We start from the raw sequence: 18,283 nt of genomic DNA on the forward strand, positions 1-18,283 counted from the left end.
GTCATGTCTGACTCACTGTTTCGCCCCGAGGCGCTCGAAGCCGGCAAGGGCAAGCTGATCGGCACGGTTGCGCTGTACTCGCCGCCTTACCGCTGGTTGCTCATCGCCATCGTGGCGGTCATCGCCGTTTCCGTCGCGGCGTTCATGGCGCTCGGCACGTATACGAAGCGCGAACGCGTGATGGGGCAGATCGTGCCCACCGCCGGCGTGCTCAATGTCAGCCCGCCCGTCACCGGCACGGTGGAAAAGATCGAGGCCCGCGAAGGCCAGCGCGTGCGCGCAGGCGAGCCGCTAGTCACGGTGTCGGCCGAGGTGACGACTTCGTTGGGCGACGCCCGCGAGATGGTTCGCACCCAGCTCGAGACGCAGCGCGAGCGGCTCCGGAGCGATCTGAGCGGCCAGACGGTGCTGGCCGACGAAGCGATTCGCGGGCTGAAGGATCGCGCGGCGACATTGGAGGGCCAACTGCGCGAACTTCAACTGCAGCACGCGCACCGCGTGCGCCAGGTGGAGCTCGCCCGCAGCCAGCTCGAGAAGCTGGCGATGATGCGAACTCAAGGCTATGCGTCGAATTCGCAGGTCGATCAGCAGGAAGCCAGCGTGCTCGACGCGGAGGCTCGCCTGCAGGATTCCGTGCGCGCGCGGCTCGACGTGCAGGGCCAGTTGATCCAGGTGCGACAGCAGTTGCGCGAGCAGCCGCTGAATGCACGGCAACGGCGCAACGAAACCGGACGCAAGCTGGCGGAAACCGAACAGGCCATCGTCGAGAACGAAGCGCGCCGCTCCGTCGTGCTGCGCGCACCGGCCGACGGCGTGGTGGGGGCGATGCTGTTCAAGGTCGGCCAGATCGTCAGCGCCGGACAGACCGCGGTGTCGGTGCTGCCCGCCGACGGCAAGCTCGAAGCGCAACTGATGGTGCCGAGCCGCGCCATCGGCTTCATTCATCCGGGGCAGACCGTGGTGCTGCGCTACGAGGCTTATCCCTACCAGAAATTCGGCCAGCAATTCGGCCGGGTGTCGGGCGTGTCGCGCAGCGCGCTGTCGCCGCAGGAAGTCGCGGCGTTGACGGGCCAACCGAACGTGCAAGAGCAGCACTACCGGCTGACCGTCGCGCTGGATCGTCAGGACATCGCGGTCTACGACCGCACGGAGCGCCTGCGTCCCGGCATGGCGCTCGATGCCGATCTCCTGCTCGACCGTCGCACGCTGATCGAATGGGTGCTGGAGCCGATCTACGCGCTCGGCCGTCGCGCGAGCGCCTGAAACCGAACTGTCACGAACCACCGGCTTGCCGCTCGCGGCGCGCATGCCGGCACTGAAATCCGAACGATGAGTATTCTGAATGCCTTGCGCTTTGGCTGGGGACGCCGGCTGCCAGTGATCCTGCAAACGCAGGCGGCCGAATGCGGGCTTGCCTGCGTGGGAATGGTGGCGGGATTCTTCGGCCACGATATCGACATGATGCATCTGCGTCAGCGCTTCACCACGTCGCTCAAGGGCGCCACGCTCGGCGACGTGATGCGCATAGCCCAGCGCCTCGGGCTGGCGTCGCGCGCGCTGCGGCTCGAGCTGGACGAGCTTGGCCAACTGCGGCGGCCCTGCATCCTGCATTGGGAGATGAGCCATTTCGTGGTGCTCAAGCGCGTCGAGCGCGATCACATCGTCATCCATGATCCCGCGCGCGGCGCGCGCAAGGTGCCGATGGACGAAGTCTCGCGCTGCTTCACCGGCGTCGCGCTGGAATTGCTGCCGACCGCCGCGTTCGAACGCAAGCGCGAGCGCGAATCGATTTCGATGCTGCGGCTGATCGGCAGCGTGCTCGGCGTGCGCTCGGCATTCGTCCAGGTGCTGACCTTGTCCGTCGCGCTGGAGTTGTTCGGCATCCTGACGCCGTTCTACATGCAGTGGGTGATGGATCACGTGCTGGTTTCGTCCGATCGCGATCTCCTGACGCTGCTCGGCATCGGCTTCGCGATGGTGGCGCTGTTCCAGACCGCCATCACGGCGCTGCGCTCGTGGGTCGTGACGTGGTTCTCGAGCCTGCTCAGCGTGCAATGGAGCGCCAATGTCTGCGCGCATCTGCTGCGGTTGCCGATGACGTATTTCGAGCAGCGCCATATCGGCGACGTGGTGTCGCGCTTCGGTGCGGTGGGCACGATCCAGAGCACGCTGACCTCGCGTTTCGTCGGCACCTTGCTCGACGGCGTGATGGCCGTCGTCACGCTGGGCATGCTGTTCGTCTACAACCGCACGCTGACCTGGCTCGTGATCGCGCTGTTCGCCGCATACGCGCTGCTGCGCGCCGTCGCGTACCGTCCGTTCCGGCAGGCCAACGAAGACCAGATCGTCTACGCGGCGCGGACCGAGACTCAATTGCTGGAATCGATCCGCGGCGTTCAAGCCATCAAGCTCGCCAACAAGCAGGACGAGCGCGTGGCGATCTACGCCAATGCGATGGTCGAGACCGCCAACAAGGGAATCGCGATCCAGCGCTTGTCCATCGGTTTCTCCGCCGTTCACGGACTGGTTTCCGGTATGGGCCGGGTCGCGCTCGTGTGGCTGGCCGCGCAGCAGGTCATCGACGGCAGCTTCTCCGCCGGCATGCTGGTGGCCTACATCAGCTTTGCGGATCAGTTCATCGGACGCGGCTCCGGCCTGATCGACGCGCTGATCGATTTCCGCATGCTGCGGCTGTACGGCGAGCGCCTCGCCGATATCGTGCTGACGGATGTCGAGGCCGACATGGAAGGGAGCGTCGCGCACATGCCGAGCACGCAACGGGATGCGCCGCCCGCGATCTCCGTTCGCAATTTGCGCTATCGCTACGCGGAAGGCGAACCGTGGGTGCTCGACGGCTGCTCGTTCGATATCGCCGCCGGCGAATCGGTGGCCATCGTCGGCCCCTCGGGGCAGGGGAAGACCACGCTGGCCAAGCTGCTGCTGGGGCTGCTCGAACCTCAGGAGGGCACGATCGCGGTGGATGGCGTCGACATTCGCCACATCGGCTTGCAGCACTACCGCGACCGCATCGGTTGCGTGATGCAGGACGACATTCTCTTCGCGGGCTCGATCGCGGACAACATCGGCTTCTTCGATCTCGAACCGGATCTGGCGCGGATCGAGGACGCGGCGCGGCTCGCGCAGATCCACGACGACATCGCCGCGATGCCCATGGGCTATCAGAGCCTGGTGGGGGACATGGGATCGTCCCTGTCGGGCGGGCAGTGTCAGCGTGTGCTGCTGGCGCGCGCGCTGTATCGGCGTCCGGACATTCTGGTGCTGGACGAGGCCACGAGCCATCTCGACGTCGCACGCGAACTCGCGATCAACGAGGCCGTCAGCGCGATGCCGATCACGCGCATTCTGATCGCTCATCGCCCCGAAACCATCCGCAGCGCGCAGCGGGCCTTACTGCTGGAAAACGGGCGCGCCGCGTTCGTACCGTTGCCCGTCGCGACGCGGTGAGGCGCGCGTCGGACGCGCGTCGCGCATCGGTGCGCATCGGCGCGCGACCGACGAGCCCGCTGACGATTCGAGCCGCCGGCGAACCGGCCTTTCTTTGTTCGCCAATCCACTATTTCAAAAGGAGTATTTCAATGCGTGAACTGACCGTGATGGAATTGGAGCATGTCGCCGGCGCAGGCTTCTGGTCGAGTCTGGGTGCCAGCGTTCTCGGCGCGCTCACGGGCTTCGGCACGGGCTTCTTCAAGGGCGGCGTGACGGGCGGCAGCACGGGCGGCATCGTGGGCGCGGGCATCATTTCGGCCGGCGTCGGTGCAATCGCCGGTGCGATCGTCGGCCTCGTGGGCGGCGCCATTTACGGCCTCATGAACGACTGGGCCCCGACGGCGTCGTGGTTCAACGAGAACATGAACAGCCTGCTCGATCCGACCTATCCGGCACTGAAGTAAATCCGGCGGCCGTCTTGTCCCGCGCGGCGCGACCGCTGCACGCCAAGTGCCGGGGACGAGACGGCTCCGTGTCACAACGTCGGAGTCCAGACGATCCGACGCTAACGAAGGAGCTGAAAATGCGCGAACTCAACTACATGGAAACGGCGAACGTCGCAGGCGCGTGGAGCTGGTCGGATATCACGACGAGCTCGATCATGGCGATGTTTCGTCCGGCGTCGAACGCCGAGCTCACCGTGAGGGAGCCGCCGGAGTTGACGGGCGGCGCGGCCGGATTGGGCGACACCTTCGGCAAGGTTGCCGCGGCGCTGCTCGTCGGCGGCGTACTGCTCGCCGGCGGCATCGGCGCGGGCTTGCTGTCGCTCGCACGTCGCTGATCCGACGGCCTGTCCGCATCGTCCCCCTCGCGCCGCGGCACGCGAGCGCGAGGGGGCATGACGCTGTCGCCGCAGCTGTCTTCTGCGTTGCGCATTTGGACGTTTTGCGATTTAAGGACTCCGAATAATGGAACAGAATGAATCGTTGTCCGCAATGCCACGCATGGCGCGACAACGATCAAACCCTGTTCAATCAAACGGAAAACGTAAATCGAATGAACCAGAAAATCGCCTTCGGCATTCTTTCCGCCGCTCTCGCACTGCCCATGGCCGCTCACGCATCGGACGGCACCATCACGTTCAATGGCGCAATCGAGGCGCAGACCTGCACGATCAGCGTGAACGGCGGTAACCAGGACGCCACCGTTCAGCTTCCGACGGTGTCGGCAAGCACGCTGAGCACGAAGGGCAGCACGGCGGGCGCGACCAACTTCACGATCGCGCTGAGCGAGTGCTCCGGCGACGCCACGCAAGTCCGCGCCTTCTTCGAGGCGGGCCCGAACGTCGACGCCACGAGCGGCAACCTGAACAACAACGGTTCCGCCACGCAAGTGCAGGTTCAACTGCTGAACGCGGACGGCGTCGTGCTGCAAGCGGGCGACGAGTCGCAGCGCAGCAATGCCGCTTCCGCTCTGACGGACGGCGCGGCAACGCTGGTCTACGGCGCTCAGTACTACGCGACCGGCGCCGCCACCGCGGGTGACGTTCAAACTTCGGTGACCTACTCGATCGACTATCTGTAAGCACCGTCGGCGAGGCTCCGTCGTCTGCATGGAGCCTTTTACGGCAAGGGGGGCTATTCCAGCCCTCCTTCGTAGGCTGGAATTCACTATGCTCTCATTCAGAACGCCGAAGCGCGGCCGCTCGCGGTTGCATCTCTTCGTCCTTTCCCTTGCCCTTGTCGTCAGCACCGAGGCGGCAGCCAACATCGTTCTGTTCGGCACGCGCGTGATCTATCCCGAGGGGCGGCGCGAAGTGTCCGTGCGCATGAACAATCGGGGCGATCAGCCCGCACTGGTTCAGGCATGGGTCGATCGCGGCGACACGACGGCGACGCCCGACAAGGCGGACGCGCCGTTCGTCATCACGCCGCCGATTTCCCGCGTCGAGCCCGGCAAGGGGCAGACGTTGCGGCTCTCCTTTCTCGGCGACGACGTGCCCGAGGACAAGGAATCGCTCTACTGGCTGAACGTGCTCGACATTCCGCCCAGGCCGAAGGCCGTCGAAGGTGAAAACCTGATGCAGCTCGCCATCCGTTCGCGCGTCAAGATATTCCTGCGGCCCGCGGCGTTGACCGACGAAGGGGCGATGGCCGCCGCGCAACAGGTGCGATGGCAGGTGCAGCGCGACGGCAACGGGCGCGTTCAAGGCGTCTTGGCGAGCAATCCCAGCGCTTACTACGTCAATATCGCGACGGTCGAGATCGGCCCCGAAGGCAAATCCGTCATTGCCGGCGAGGGGGCGATGATCGCGCCGGGCGCGACCCATTTGTTCCGTTTCGCCTCGTCGCTTCCGGCACAGCTCGAGAAGGCGCGCGTGGCGTTCGGCTATATCACCGACTACGGCGGCATTGCGCGCGGCGAAAGCACCCTCGGCACGCCCTGACACCCCCGGTTTCGCTCCGCGCCGCGCCTTGCCCCACAGCCGGCGGCGGCGCCCGGCGCGACGCACTTCAACCTTCAGTCACCATGGATATCAATCACTCGGCCCGTGCGAGGGCGGGGCGCGCTCGCGCGCGCCTGCCGGTTCTCAAACCACTTCCCGCAGCGGCGTTGCTGGCCAGCATGAGCGTGGCGCAGTGCGCGTCGGCCGCGAGCGATGGCGCATCCGCTTCCGCGCCGCGGCGCGAGCCGACGGCGACGCTCGCCAGCGCGAGCTTCGATCAGAATTTCCTGCGCTCCGGTTCGGGCGAGACCGTCGATTTGTCCCGGTTCGCCAACGGTAATCCGCTGCTGCCCGGCGAGTACCGCGTGGACGTCTACGTGGCGGATCGCTTCATCGGCCGAGAAACCGTTACCGTCAAGCAGGGCGACGGCTCCGAAGGCTCCGACGGCGGCGCCGCGCGCGTCTGCGTGTCGCGCACGCTGTTCGACCGCCTGGCCATCGACCCCGCACAGGTGCCTGCGGACACGCTCGCGCGGCTGGCCGACGCGGCCGGCTGCGTCAGCATCGAGGCGCTGTCCGACGATGCGCGCGCCAGCCTCGACACAGCGGAGCTGCGTCTCGACGTCAGCCTGCCGCAGGCGTTGATACGCCGCCATGCGCGAGGCTACGTCGATCCGGCGCTGTGGGATTCGGGCGTCACGGCGGGCATGCTGGGCTACAACGCCACCTTTTACCGCAGCGAATCCGGCAACCTGACGCAGCAGTCGGCTTACGTCGGCATCAATGCCGGCTTCAACGTCGGCGGCTGGATGTTTCGCCATAGCGGCTCCTACCAGTGGCGCGAACGCGAACCTTCACGCTACAGCTCGATCCGGACCTACGTGCAGCGCGACATCACGCCGCTGAAGGCGCGCGTGACGTTGGGCGAATCCAATACCAGCGGCGAAATCTTCGACACCTTCGCGTTCCGCGGCGTGCAGCTCGCCACCGACGATCAGATGTGGCCGGAGTCGATGCGCGGATACGCGCCGGTCGTGCGCGGCATCGCGCAAACCAACGCGCGCGTGACGGTGCGCCAGGGCGACGCGGTGCTGTACGAGACCTCGGTTGCGCCGGGCGAATTCGTGATCGACGATCTGTATCCCACCGGCTACGGCGGCAACCTCGACGTCACGGTGACGGAGGCGGACGGCCGCGTGCAGCAGTTCAAGGTGCCTTACGCGTCGGTCGCGCAACTGCTGCGCCCCGGCAGGACGCGCTACAGCGTGGTCGCCGGTATGGTGCGGTACGGCGGGTTGAGCTATCTGCCGAGGGTGATTCAGGCAACCGTGCAGCGAGGCTTGTCCAACAGCTTCACCGCGTATGCGGGAGCCCAGGTCACGAACGACTATGGGGCCGTGCTCGCGGGCGGCGCGTTCAGCACGCCCTTGGGCGCCTTCGCGCTCGACGTGACCAAGTCGTGGGCATCGGCCGCCGGCTTCAGGCGCAACGGCACCAGCGTGCGTGCGACGTACAGCAAGCTGATCACCGCCACCAACAGCAATTTGTCGGTGGCGGCGTACCGCTTCTCGTCGTCGGGCTACATGGACCTGCAAAACGCGCTGCAATACAGCGATCAGGCGCGGCGCGGCACGCTGAGCGATACCTCGTGGGTGACGAGCAGGCCGCGCAATCGCCTGTCGGTCACGGCAAGCCAGGGCTTCGGCTCGCGTGCCGGCAATCTCTACGTCAGCGGCTACAGCCAGAACTTCTGGGACCGTTCGGGCAGCGATACCCAGTTCCAGATCGGCTACAGCAACAATTTTCGCGCGCTCGGCTATACGGCTTCGATCAGCCGCAGCCGCACGTCGCTTGGGCGGATGGAAAACCTCTACATGCTGTCGCTGTCGGTGCCGCTCGGCGGCAAGTCGCGCGCGCCGACGCTCAACATGGCGGTGACCAACGGATCGGACGGCACCAGCGTGCGTTCCACCGTCAACGGCACCGCGCTGAAAGACAGCTCGCTCGATTACAGCGTCGGCGTGACGCGCAATTCGAGCCGCGACGTCGGCGCCAACGGGTCGGTGCTGTACCGCTCGCACTACAGCGCATTGCAGGGCAGCTTCGATGTGGCCGATCGCTACCGCGCGATGTCCGCCGGCGCGAGCGGCATGCTCGTTGCCGATGGCGGCGGCGTCACGGCCTCGCCGTACAACGCGCAGTCGATCGCGATCGTGGAAGCGCCCGCGGCGGCCGGCGCGCGCGTGCTCGGGTATTCGGCCATCGTGCTCGATCGCAACGGCCATGCGGTGGTGCCGTACCTGAATCCGTACCGGCTCAACGAAGTGTCCATCGATCCCAATGGGCTGCCCGACGACGTCGAACTGCTCACGACGCGGCAGCAGGTTGCGCCCCGGAACGGCGCGATCGTCAAGGTTCGCTACGGCACCGTGGTCGGCCGGCCGGTCCTGATCCGGGGAACGCTGCCTGGCGGCAGCGTGCTGCCGTTCGGCGCGTCCGTGGCCGATCCGGACGGCAACGTGGTCGGCACCGTCGGTCAGAGCGGGCGGTTGTACGCGCGCCTCGCCGACGGGCTCGAGAAGCTCGTCGTCAGATGGGGCGAGCGAGACCGCAATGCCTGCACGCTTGCATTGCCCGAGCAGGCGCCCGACGCGCCCGACGGCAAGACCGGTCCGCTGAAACATCTGCAGCGTTTCGACGCGGTGTGTCAGCCGTTCTCGACGGACGCCGATCAGGCCGCATCGATGCACCCGCGCGCGGCGACGCGGACATCGGGTTGACCGTGCGCTCCCGCGGCGGAGATTGCCGCGCGCATGGCGTTTTCTCACGATGATGAAAGGACGATTGTGATCAAGGAATACACACTGAAGCTTGGGCGCACGTCGATGCGGCGCCTGCTGCCGTGGGTGGCGCTGAGCCTGCTCTGCGCCGGCGCGGCGCACGCGACGCAGAACTGTTCGGTAGGCAGCGGCGAAAGCGTCGTGCTGCTCGATTTGACCCAGAAAATCCTGGTGCCGGAAGACGCGCCGATCGGCACCGTGCTGATGAGCGCCCACGGCGTCAGCCGTACGGCTCAATGCATGCTGAACGTCACGTATCCGTTGACGAGCGAGTACGCGTACGTGCGTCGTCCCGATCTGACCACCAGCAACAGGATCGGCAGCGGCCTCGCGATCTACGTGACCTACAACGGCGACCGCGGCAATTCCGCGGCCAACTGGAAGACCGACGTGCTGGTCGACTCGGCGGTCAAGAGCGTTTCGGTGCCGTTCACGGTGGACATCGAACTCGTGAAGATCGGGGAGACGCCCACGAGCTCCGACACCAAGCTGCCGAGCAACTACGTGCACGTGCTCAGCGTGGCGGACCCGAACCAGAACTTGCTGGCCCAGGGCGGCAACGCGATGTACTTCATCAGAGGACTGCAAGATGTCGTGGTGTTTACCAAGAGCACGTGCTCGGTTGTCGGAGACGCCAATCCCGTCGTCAATCTCGGCACGTTCGCGGCCAATGGCCGCTCGGGCCTCGGCTCCGGCATCGGTTCGACATCGCCGTCGCGGGATTTCATGCTGGAGCTCGACTGCAAGCAGGGCAATACCGGCGCGTTTTCGGTCGCGCTGACGTTGGACGGCCAGACCGCATCAGGCTATGACAGCGCCGGTGTGCTGGCGCTGTCGGCGCAGGCGGGCGCGGCGACCGGCGTCGGCGTGCAGGTACTGAAAGGCGATTCCGGCTCTCAGGCGGCCGTGCAGTTCGGTTCTGCCTGGGACGTCACCTCGCGATGGCAATCGGACGGACGAATCCAGCTTCCGTTTTCGGCACGCTATTACCAAACCGCCGACACCATCACGCCCGGCCCCGCCAACGCCACGGCGACTTACACCATCAGCTACATGTAGCCTCCACGCCCTTCGCCGCGCTATCCGGCGACGTGGTCGGATAGCCGCGGCGGCGATAGGCAGGCCGCGTTTTCGACGCGACGGAGCGCGCGTAATCACATCGCCGCCGCGTGAGCTTCTTTCGCATTTGGGCTGCTTTCGGAGAAGAACCGGTCATCCCTCGTTTCCCCGTCATGCCGGACAAGACGAGAACGCATGGCATCCGCCCATCCGCCCATCCGCCCATTCGAGCGCGAAGCGGTACGGCCGTGCAATGAGCGGCAGGCTTGACGGCAAGGTCCGCCAGGGAGGATCGGATTTGTATTCGCCTGTACCGAACATTACAATTTGGGACCGACTCCAGCTCGGCTTTCGCATTGTCCGGGTGCGAAGCGCCGGGTGCGCGCACGGTCCGATTCCGTAATTGGACCGTGATTCATGCATCAATTCGCTCTGCGAAGCCTATGTCCCATTCATCGAACATGATGCGTCGATTCCGAATGGCTCGAGCCGCGCGCTTCGTGCTGCTTGCTCTCGCCCTGCTGGCCGCCCTGCTCCTCGCGCTGCGCGCCTACGATGTTCGCAACGGGCCCGCGCTCGAACCCTGGCATACCTTCGTGCCGGACGAACTCGACGTCGAGCAACTCGACCGGAGCGGCTGGGACGGCTATTTGCGTCGCGAGGACGCTCTGTTCGAACAAGTCAAAACGCAAGTGAGCGAGCGCTTGCCGCCGGAGGCGCGCGTGCCTTCGAATCGTTATTTCGAAGGCAGTCCGATCTATCCGCCGCACTTCGAGCACGATTGGAACCGTTCTTACGAAATGCTGCCGGCCGGCAAGCCCGTCGGCGCGGTCGTGTTGCTGCACGGCCTGACGGATTCGCCATACAGCCTGCGCCACATCGCGCGGCATTATGTCGAGCGCGGTTTCGTGGCGGTGGGCATCCGGCTTCCGGGGCACGGCACGGTTCCCGCGGGCCTGTCGAACGTCGATTGGGAAACGTGGATGGCGGCGACTCGGCTTGCCGTGCGCGAGGCGCAGCGCCGCGCCGGCCCCGGCAACCCGATTCATCTCGTCGGCTTTTCCAATGGCGGCGCGCTGGCGATGAAATATGCGCTCGACAGCCTCGAGGACAGTCGTCTTGCCCGTCCCGCGCGCATCATCCTGGTTTCGCCGATGATCGGCATCACTCGCTATGCGAGGTTTGCCGGTCTCGCGGCGCTTCCCGCGCTGCTGCCGCCATTTGAGAGGGCCGCGTGGCTCGGCATCGTGCCGGAGTTCAATCCGTTCAAGTACAACTCGTTTCCGGTCAACGGGGCGCGCCAGTCGCATCGCCTCACCAGCGCGCTGCAGCAACAGATCGCGCGCCTCGCGCGCGCGGGCAAGCTGGACGGACTTCCTCCCGTACTGACTTTCCAGTCGGTGCTTGATTTCACGGTCAGCACCCGGGCGATTGTCAGGCGGCTCTATGCGATGCTTCCCGACAACGGCAGCGAACTGGTGGTGTTCGACGTCAATCGGCGCGCGAAATTCGGCGCGCTGATCGATCCGGCATCGACACGGGAACTGTCCAGGATACTGCCGACGTTGCCGGTGAACTACCGGCTCACGACGATCGGCAACGCCGCGGACAAACCGGAGGCGGCGCATGGGGGCGTGGTCGAGCGCACCGTCGAGCCGGGCGATATGGGAGATGCGGGAGATGCGGGAGATGCGGGAGATGCGGGCACGCACTTCCGTGATCTGGGGCTCCCCTATCCGCCGCAGATTTTCTCGCTGTCGCACGTGGCGCTGCCGTTTCCGCCCGATGACGCGCTTTACGGCTCGCAACCGGCGAATGCGGACAACCCGCGATACGGCGTTTCGCTCGGTGCGCTCGTGCCGCGCGGCGAGCGGGGCGTGTTGACGATCAGCCTCGATTCCATGTTCAGGATTTCGTCGAATCCGTTCTTTTCCTATCTGCTTGCCCGCATCGACGATGCGATTGCCACACCGGCGCGCGTGATCGGCGTTCGGCCCGACGCGACACGGCGCGCGAAAGCTCCGAACGCGATCGCATCGACGGAGCCGGACCCGGAATTCGAGGACATGCAGCGACGGGTGGTTGACCTCGAACTAGAACCCGCGACCATTCCCTGATCGCGCGCGGTCATGCGGCGGCCGTCCTGCACGGGCGAGCCGCCCGGCGCTTCCGCCACCTGAATGCACAAGAGACTCGGCGCGATGAATCCGAGCGTCATTTCCGCGCATGCCGAGGCGATTGACGCCCTGTCGCTATCGACCTGCGTCGCGATGGTGATGTTCGCGCTCGGCAAGCCGAGGGTTGGTGCCGTCGCGCTTTTCTCGATCGCCGCGCTACCGTTTCGCATGGAGCTCGCCGCGCCACACGGCGCGGCCCCCCCAACGTGCCGAATCACGATGCGTCGGGCGCAGCGAGCGAACGAAGTTGACAGTTGCTGCGTACCTTTTTTGAGCGTTCCTTGGGGCGTGCAGCCCGGTCGCGCGGAGCCTTCGTCATGAGGAACGCATACCGTCAATCTTCGGGCAAGCGAACCGACTTTTTCGAAATACTTCGATTCTCGAATTTCTTACATTTGAATAACCTAGGCTGGGTTCACGTCGTCCAGGTCGCGATCGTCAGGCGGCGGCTACGCGCCGTACGACCGCAATCGGCAAAACTCTTCCGGGCTTCATCTCGACCATCCATCTTGCTTCGAACCGGGAAGGCGCGGCATGCGAGCGCACCGCCGGGCAAATGGTGCGAGTTTGGCGCTGCGTTTGACGACATGCGACATCTCGCCACCGTATGACGCGAACCAATTATCTTGCCGCCGAGATGAAATCTCGTGGGAGATGGATTGTCATCGGGTTATGGAAAACAAGGCGGGGTTTGAAAAATCAGAGTGTGACGAAATGAACGCGTATCAACGATTTAAAGAGCTGAAAATCGAGCTCGAGGCACGTTTGGCCGAGGAACGAGCGGCGGCTAGAGAGGCTGTTCTCGCGGAGATAAGGTCTTGTGTCGGCGAGTTTGGTTTTTCCCCGGACGACATATTTTCCGCTGACGGGCAACGTGGCAGGCGAAAGATTCGGGCCAGATATTATGACCCCGTCAGTGGAGCGACATGGTCGGGAGCAGGGCGTGAGCCAACGTGGATTCGCGGCAAGGATCGAACGCAATTTGAATTGCGGTGCAGCGGTACCGATGGGCAAGACGCGTCTTGAATCCGCGCGTACACGCGGCCTGATGCACGATGCAGATCTCGGAGCCGCCGCCGGCGAACACGTTGAATCACGCCGCCCGATAGGGGTGATGCCGCCGCTGGCGGCGTGACGACGCAGTTGCAGGAGCGCATGGCCGGCGCATTCCGCGCATGCCGAAAGAGCAGCGAAATCGGCGCGCGACTCGCGCGTCAAGCGACCGATGCGGCAGTTGATTCCTGCCTTCCTGTACACGCGATGTGCGCGACACGCGACGGCGATCCGGACTTGAGGCGACTTTCACCGGAAGTCGACGGCGAATGATGTCGATGCGCGGCGCGCGCCGTCGAGGCCGCTTTCGCCGCTCTTCGTCAAGCGTGCGCCGCGGCCACGCGGGCTTCGGCGGCGAGGCCGTCCGCGGCGGCGCGCCATCCATGTGCGAGTCGGCAAGCGATCATCAGGAAGAGCACGGCCAGCGCGCGCGCGGGATTGCGAATGCACGCGTCGACCTGTTCGCTTCGGCCTTGCCCGAACACGCACCACAAACAGAAGTGCTCGCAATTGTTGGAGAGCAGCCGGTAATCGCGCTCCCCGAGGCGCGACGTCGCACGATCGACGACATCCGGGCCGGCATAGGCCGCCGATGGATGCGACACGACTTCGACGCCGAAGCCCGCCGCGAATTGCTCGATCGACACGATCTCGACGGGGCCGCCGCGGAGTTTGCCGGAAAGGCCGGCGTAGTGAACCACGTCGCCGTTTCCGATATAGATGCCGTGGTGCGCATAGCCGACGCGTTTCGTCACCAGATGCGCGCCGCTCGGAAGACCGAGTTCGGCCGCGCCGCCTGCGGATTTCGGTTGAATGTGCTGGCTCATCGCGCGCTCCTGACGATCGCGAAGCCGTTCGTCGCGGCCGACGCGGCGGCCGGAACGTCAGCCCGACGCCGCGTGAGCGCCGAACGCTTCGCTTGCTGTCACGGTTTCAGTATTGGCGGCGCGGCGGCGCGTCTCAATCATCCTGGTCGGAGATCGTTGTCCGATGAGTGCGCGAGATGTCGGAAATATCCGACATCGGCGAGAGGATTCGCCGACACTCGAACACGTGTCGGACATGCGCGGCGAGAATCGGCGAATTGCATTGCATGGGTTCGGCCGCGCACGGTTTCGCCGAAGGCGGCCGGCGTGCTTGCACTTGCCCGACCGCCCCGGCGGATGGAGGCAGGCAAGCGAATCGAGCCCGATCGATATGCTTCGCGTCGTGACGATGCGCCCGGGTCCCGCGCGTGCGCGCGACGAGCGACGGACGACGCCGGGCGCTTCCGTGCCGACCCCGCCGCCGAGATTCGTCACGGCGATCGTCGATTGCGCCGGCACGGCGCCATGCGGCGAGCCGATCAAGCGCGCAAGTTCTGCGCACCCGATCGGTGGCGATACGGCAAGCGCGGCGCGTGCGCCACGCGCCGGCGATTCAGAACGCAACCTGCAGCACGACGTCGAACGCGAGCACGAGCGCCGAGCAGATGATGCCGAGCGTGAGATTCGATAGCCGATGCTCGACGTCCGGATGCCGGCCGATCCACGCGATGATGAAGAACAGCCCGTCGAGGACGACTTGCAGCGCGAACACGATCAGCATCAGCGTGAATTCGTAGCCCGCCTGCGACAGCTCGCTGAAATGCCAGCCGTGCCGGCTGACCCAGTATGCGACGCGGTACGCTTCGTAGCCCGCGAGAAGCAGCGGGAACAGATAGGAGACGAAATAGGTCGGCACCGTCGCATGCCGGAGTTCGGGAAAGAAATGATGTCCGGTCCGCATGATGGCCTCCGATCCGTGAATGCGCGCGCATCCCGCGATGCCGCTCACGGTTTCAGCGTATGCATTCCGACAAAGCGCCGATTGACGTGCGTCAATCGGCCGCCACGGCCGCGCGTGCGCGCGCATCGGGTGGGTTCGGCGCGTTGCCCGCAGACGGGCTTGCATCGTCGGTCGCAATCCGCGTCGTGCGGCCTGCCGTGCGCCGCAACGCTTGCGACGCGGGACGAATGCGCGCGAAGAGCGGCGGGCGGGCGATGCCCGCTCGAACGCGGCGTTCGCGAGCAAGGCGCTTGCATCGGGGCAGGGCATCGGCCGGGACCGTGCGATGCGCGTCGTGTGCGTGCTCGGGCGGCGCGCCGAATCGGCCGTCGAGCCGAGTGCAAGGCCGCGCGAACGGCGGCGGCGGCCGTCGTCGGGCATCTCATTCGTTCGGACCGCTGCGCGACGAGTCAGTCGAGCATTTCATCCGCATGCATATAGGCGCGGCCGAGCGCGCGGGCGACCGCTTCGTGCGTGACGTGGCCGTCGCAGACGTTCAGTCCGGCGCGCAGATACGGATCATCGGCGAGCGCGCGCTTCCAGCCTTTGTTCGCGATCGCGATCGCATGGCGAATCGTCGCGTTGCCGAGCGCGAACGTCGACGTGCGCGCGACCGCGCCGGGCATGTTCGCGACGCAGTAATGAACGACGCCGTCGACGACGTAGGTGGGCTGCGCGTGCGTCGTCGCGCGGGACGTTTCGAAGCAGCCGCCCTGATCGATCGCGATGTCGACGACGACCGCGCCGGCGCGCATCTTCGAGACCATCTCGCGCGTGACGAGCCGCGGCGCGGACGCACCGGGCACCAGCACCGCGCCGATCACGACGTCCGCGTTGCGCACCGCATCGTCGATCGCATGCGCGTTCGAATGGAGCGTCGCGATTCGGTTGCCGAAGATCAGGTCGAGCTGGCGCAGGCGATCGACGCTGGTGTCGAGCACGGTCACGCGCGCGCCGAGCCCGACCGCCATCTGCAGCGCGCAAGTGCCGGCGACGCCCGCGCCGAGCACGACGACGTGCGCGGCCGGCACGCCGGGCACGCCCGCCATCAGCAGGCCCATCCCGCCGCCGGGGCTTTCGAGGTGCGCTGCGGCGACCTGAATCGACATGCGTCCGGCCACCTCGCTCATCGGCGCGAGCAGCGGCAGGCCGCCGCCGGGCGCGGTGACGGTTTCGTACGCGATGCAGACCGCGCGCGACTTCACGAGCGCGGCGGCCTGCGCGGGATCGGGCGCGAGATGCAGGTAGGCGTACAGGATTTGCCCGCGCCGCAGCATCGCGCATTCGGCCGGCTGCGGCTCCTTGACCTTGACGATCATGTCGGCGCGCGCATAGACGTCGGCCGCGTCGTCGGCGAGCATCGCGCCGGCCGCCGCGTAATCCTCGTCCCGCAGGCCGATCGCCGCGCCCGCGCTGCGCTGCACAAGCACCTGATGGCCGTGCAGCGCAAGCTCGCGCGCGCCCGCCGGCGTGAGGCCGACGCGATATTCGTAGACCTTGATTTCCTTCGGCACGCCAATCAGCATGATTCGTCTCCTCGGGTGATCGCCCGGCGTCGAGCCGCTGAGCTCGTTACGATCGTCTTGTCCGTGTCGCTGCGTCGATTTCTCGCGGATCGCCGTGCCGTTGCGCGCAGGCCGCAACGGCCTGCGTGGCCGCCGTCGCCGGCCGTTCGTCGCCGCGAAGCGCGGCGGCGGGATTACCGCGGACATCGCTCGAATGCGCGGGCCGAGGCAACGAATGTTTCGTTGCCGCCGCCGCGCGATTTATCTGCATTCCCGACGAAATGCCGCCGAGGGTCGGCTTGGCCGCCTATGTCCAACTGGCGTTCGGTGCGGCCTGACGTGAGGCGCGCCGCCCGCGCGTTCGCGCCGCGACGGATGCCGCACGCCGCCGGCCGATTCGACGCCGGATTGCGCACATGAATCGTCAACGCATCAATAACGGATTCTAGGTCGAAACGGACGGAAACCTTGCCGCTGCCGCATCGAACCTCGATGCTCGGCCCGACCGCTTGCTTTGCTTCTCGGCGCGCCTGTTTCGCGTTTCGACGGCGGCTCGTCGCCGGCACGGATGGCGCTGCGTCAGGCCGGCTTCGCTTTCAGGCATCGCGAGGGAGCGCCGTCCGGAACGCGCACGCGATTTCGCGTGATGGGCGTTGGACGGCGCGGGCGGCCGATCGGTCCGATCGGTCCGATCGGCGACGGAACGATGCGCGTGCCCGGCATCGGCGGCCGCCGCGTCGGGCGGACTCGCGCCGGCGACGTTGCCGATCGCCGGTGAACGGCCATGGTTGCCGTCGTTCGTCGACATCGATGTCGATCATCCGTCGCGCGCGACGATCGATGGACGCCGGCCTGCGTTCGATGCGCGGCGCGTCGGCCCGGACGCCGGCAGCGCCGCGACGCCCGGCTTCGACCGTTTCGTCGATGTCGATATCGACATTGGCGCTGGTGGCGGCGTAGGCGCCGGCATCGGCGTCGAGTCCGATCGACGTCACGCCCATTCGCGCCGCCCCGGCCGCCCTCCGATATCGACGCCCCTTCGCGACGCTCGCGCCGAATTCGTTTCGCTCGACGCCATCTGACGTATAACGAATGGTGGTGTCTGCTCTCCGGGAGGGAGACGATGGACGAAGTCCTTTTCGCAACGGATGGCGCGGTGTGCACGATCACCCTCAACCGGCCCGAGCGCCGCAACGCCGTCGACGGCCCGACCGCTTCGCAGCTGAGCGACGCGTTCGCCCGGTTCGAGGCCGACGCCGCACTTGCGGTGGCCGTTCTGACTGGCGCGGGCGGCAACTTCTGCGCGGGCGCCGACCTGAAGGCCGCCGGCGATCCCGCGCGGCGCAACGCGCTCGACGCAACGGGCGGCGGGCCGGGGCCGATGGGGCCGAGCCGCATGGCGCTGTCGAAGCCGCTCGTCGCGGCGGTGTCCGGCTACGCGGTCGCGGGCGGGCTGGAGCTCGCGCTGCTGGCCGACATTCGCGTCGCGGAGGAGGGCGCCGTCTTCGGCGTTTTTTGCCGGCGTTGGGGTATCCCGCTGATCGACGGCGGCACGGTCAGATTGCCTCGCGTCGTCGGCATGGGGCGTGCGATGGACATGATTCTGACCGGACGTCCCGTCGATGCGTCGGAAGCCAGGGAGATGGGGCTCGCCAACTATGTCGTGCCGAACGGCGAAGGGCTGGCTCACGCGACGCGCCTTGCCCGGCAGATCGCGCAATTTCCCCGGCAATGCATGTTGGCGGACCGGCGTTCCGCCTACGAGCAGTGGGATTTGCCGCTCGCGCAAGCGCTGCGCCGGGAAGGGGCGAGGGGCGTCCCGGTCGTGCTGGCGGAAGGCGTGGCCGGCGCCGCGCGCTTCGGCGCCGGGCAGGGGCGGCACGGCGCGTTTTCCGACTGAGGCGCGTCGCCGTCCAGCGTCGATAAAGGGGCGGCGATCGAACCGCCGGC

At 66.4% G+C, this 18,283-nt stretch carries 18 protein-coding genes; 14 read left to right on the forward strand and 4 right to left on the reverse strand.

Annotated features, from left to right (window positions below):
• The first annotated feature begins 3 nt into the window (after positions 1-3).
• The 12 genes from WS91_RS26645 to WS91_RS37000 all read left to right on the forward strand — a co-directional run bounded on the left by WS91_RS26645 (position 4) and on the right by WS91_RS37000 (position 13,104).
• Positions 4-1,263, forward strand: coding sequence for an HlyD family secretion protein (locus WS91_RS26645; protein WP_038747426.1), 1,260 nt, complete (start codon positions 4-6; stop codon positions 1,261-1,263).
• A 66-nt stretch (positions 1,264-1,329) separates the two neighbouring features.
• Positions 1,330-3,465 carry a peptidase domain-containing ABC transporter gene (locus tag WS91_RS26650; protein ID WP_059671335.1) on the forward strand — a complete coding sequence of 712 codons (2,136 nt, stop codon included), beginning with the start codon at positions 1,330-1,332 and terminating at the stop codon, positions 3,463-3,465.
• Positions 3,466-3,596: 131 nt separating this feature from the next.
• Positions 3,597-3,911, forward strand: a complete 315-nt coding sequence (locus WS91_RS26655; RefSeq protein ID WP_038747431.1) for a hypothetical protein — start codon at positions 3,597-3,599, stop codon at positions 3,909-3,911.
• A 119-nt stretch (positions 3,912-4,030) separates the two neighbouring features.
• A complete protein-coding gene (locus tag WS91_RS26660; protein ID WP_038747434.1) occupies positions 4,031-4,288 on the forward strand; it encodes a hypothetical protein in 258 nt (85 codons plus the stop codon).
• Positions 4,289-4,503: 215 nt separating this feature from the next.
• Entirely contained in the window at positions 4,504-5,031 is a 528-nt protein-coding gene (locus WS91_RS26665; RefSeq protein WP_038747437.1) for a fimbrial protein, read from the forward strand.
• 127 nt (positions 5,032-5,158) lie between these two features.
• A complete protein-coding gene (locus tag WS91_RS26670) occupies positions 5,159-5,893 on the forward strand; it encodes a fimbrial biogenesis chaperone (RefSeq protein WP_038747563.1) in 735 nt (244 codons plus the stop codon).
• Positions 5,894-6,072: 179 nt separating this feature from the next.
• Positions 6,073-8,673, forward strand: coding sequence for a fimbria/pilus outer membrane usher protein (locus WS91_RS26675; RefSeq protein ID WP_226377329.1), 2,601 nt, complete (start codon positions 6,073-6,075; stop codon positions 8,671-8,673).
• A 33-nt stretch (positions 8,674-8,706) separates the two neighbouring features.
• Positions 8,707-9,792 (forward strand): fimbrial protein, encoded by a 1,086-nt coding sequence (locus WS91_RS26680; protein WP_082754699.1) that lies wholly within the window; start codon positions 8,707-8,709, stop codon positions 9,790-9,792.
• Positions 9,793-10,271: 479 nt separating this feature from the next.
• Positions 10,272-11,909, forward strand: coding sequence for an alpha/beta hydrolase (locus WS91_RS26685; RefSeq protein WP_231752104.1), 1,638 nt, complete (start codon positions 10,272-10,274; stop codon positions 11,907-11,909).
• An 84-nt stretch (positions 11,910-11,993) separates the two neighbouring features.
• Positions 11,994-12,290 (forward strand): hypothetical protein, encoded by a 297-nt coding sequence (locus WS91_RS36435; protein WP_156432518.1) that lies wholly within the window; start codon positions 11,994-11,996, stop codon positions 12,288-12,290.
• Between the two features lie 393 nt (positions 12,291-12,683).
• Positions 12,684-12,995 carry an H-NS histone family protein gene (locus WS91_RS34710; protein ID WP_038747569.1) on the forward strand — a complete coding sequence of 104 codons (312 nt, stop codon included), beginning with the start codon at positions 12,684-12,686 and terminating at the stop codon, positions 12,993-12,995.
• Positions 12,913-13,104, forward strand: a complete 192-nt coding sequence (locus tag WS91_RS37000; protein ID WP_186448672.1) for a hypothetical protein — start codon at positions 12,913-12,915, stop codon at positions 13,102-13,104. The genes WS91_RS34710 and WS91_RS37000 overlap by 83 nt, the downstream gene beginning before the upstream one ends.
• Positions 13,105-13,342: 238 nt before the next feature.
• On the opposite strand, the gene WS91_RS26690 is transcribed toward WS91_RS37000, so the two are convergent.
• The 4 genes from WS91_RS26690 to WS91_RS36440 all read right to left on the reverse strand — a co-directional run bounded on the left by WS91_RS26690 (position 13,343) and on the right by WS91_RS36440 (position 16,899).
• The gene (locus tag WS91_RS26690) at positions 13,343-13,849 is read right to left on the reverse strand and encodes a lecithin retinol acyltransferase family protein (RefSeq protein WP_059671337.1); all 507 of its coding nucleotides are present in this window, start codon (positions 13,847-13,849) and stop codon (positions 13,343-13,345) included.
• 592 nt (positions 13,850-14,441) lie between these two features.
• Positions 14,442-14,789, reverse strand: coding sequence for a hypothetical protein (locus WS91_RS26695; protein WP_038747449.1), 348 nt, complete (start codon positions 14,787-14,789; stop codon positions 14,442-14,444).
• A 449-nt stretch (positions 14,790-15,238) separates the two neighbouring features.
• Complete coding sequence (gene ald / locus WS91_RS26700; protein ID WP_038747572.1) at positions 15,239-16,354, reverse strand: alanine dehydrogenase; 1,116 nt, start codon at positions 16,352-16,354, stop codon at positions 15,239-15,241.
• A 173-nt stretch (positions 16,355-16,527) separates the two neighbouring features.
• Complete coding sequence (locus tag WS91_RS36440) at positions 16,528-16,899, reverse strand: hypothetical protein (protein WP_156432519.1); 372 nt, start codon at positions 16,897-16,899, stop codon at positions 16,528-16,530.
• A 195-nt stretch (positions 16,900-17,094) separates the two neighbouring features.
• Here WS91_RS36440 and WS91_RS26715 point away from each other — a divergent pair, with 195 nt between their 5' ends.
• Complete coding sequence (locus WS91_RS26715; RefSeq protein ID WP_152611691.1) at positions 17,095-17,415, forward strand: hypothetical protein; 321 nt, start codon at positions 17,095-17,097, stop codon at positions 17,413-17,415.
• Positions 17,416-17,456: 41 nt separating this feature from the next.
• Positions 17,457-18,233 (forward strand): crotonase/enoyl-CoA hydratase family protein, encoded by a 777-nt coding sequence (locus tag WS91_RS26720; protein ID WP_038747457.1) that lies wholly within the window; start codon positions 17,457-17,459, stop codon positions 18,231-18,233.
• Positions 18,234-18,283: the final 50 nt, after the last annotated feature.

Origin of the sequence: Burkholderia sp. MSMB1498, assembly GCF_001526245.1 — a bacterium.
Taxonomy (GTDB): domain Bacteria; phylum Pseudomonadota; class Gammaproteobacteria; order Burkholderiales; family Burkholderiaceae; genus Burkholderia; species Burkholderia savannae.

Excerpts from the sequence above, each read along its gene's own strand:
- WS91_RS36435 (WP_156432518.1), top strand. The coding sequence starts at position 11,994 with ATGAATCCGAGCGTCATTTCCGCGCATGCCGAGGCGATTGACGCCCTG.
- WS91_RS26665 (WP_038747437.1), top strand. The coding sequence starts at position 4,504 with ATGAACCAGAAAATCGCCTTCGGCATTCTTTCCGCCGCTCTCGCACTG.
- WS91_RS26695 (WP_038747449.1), bottom strand. The coding sequence starts at position 14,789 with ATGCGGACCGGACATCATTTCTTTCCCGAACTCCGGCATGCGACGGTG.
- WS91_RS34710 (WP_038747569.1), top strand. The coding sequence starts at position 12,684 with ATGAACGCGTATCAACGATTTAAAGAGCTGAAAATCGAGCTCGAGGCA.
- WS91_RS26660 (WP_038747434.1), top strand. The coding sequence starts at position 4,031 with ATGCGCGAACTCAACTACATGGAAACGGCGAACGTCGCAGGCGCGTGG.
- WS91_RS26675 (WP_226377329.1), top strand. The coding sequence starts at position 6,073 with ATGAGCGTGGCGCAGTGCGCGTCGGCCGCGAGCGATGGCGCATCCGCT.
- WS91_RS26645 (WP_038747426.1), top strand. The coding sequence starts at position 4 with ATGTCTGACTCACTGTTTCGCCCCGAGGCGCTCGAAGCCGGCAAGGGC.
- ald (WP_038747572.1), bottom strand. The coding sequence starts at position 16,354 with ATGCTGATTGGCGTGCCGAAGGAAATCAAGGTCTACGAATATCGCGTC.
- WS91_RS26680 (WP_082754699.1), top strand. The coding sequence starts at position 8,707 with ATGGCGTTTTCTCACGATGATGAAAGGACGATTGTGATCAAGGAATAC.
- WS91_RS26650 (WP_059671335.1), top strand. The coding sequence starts at position 1,330 with ATGAGTATTCTGAATGCCTTGCGCTTTGGCTGGGGACGCCGGCTGCCA.
- WS91_RS26685 (WP_231752104.1), top strand. The coding sequence starts at position 10,272 with ATGGCTCGAGCCGCGCGCTTCGTGCTGCTTGCTCTCGCCCTGCTGGCC.
- WS91_RS26655 (WP_038747431.1), top strand. The coding sequence starts at position 3,597 with ATGCGTGAACTGACCGTGATGGAATTGGAGCATGTCGCCGGCGCAGGC.
- WS91_RS26690 (WP_059671337.1), bottom strand. The coding sequence starts at position 13,849 with ATGAGCCAGCACATTCAACCGAAATCCGCAGGCGGCGCGGCCGAACTC.
- WS91_RS26720 (WP_038747457.1), top strand. The coding sequence starts at position 17,457 with ATGGACGAAGTCCTTTTCGCAACGGATGGCGCGGTGTGCACGATCACC.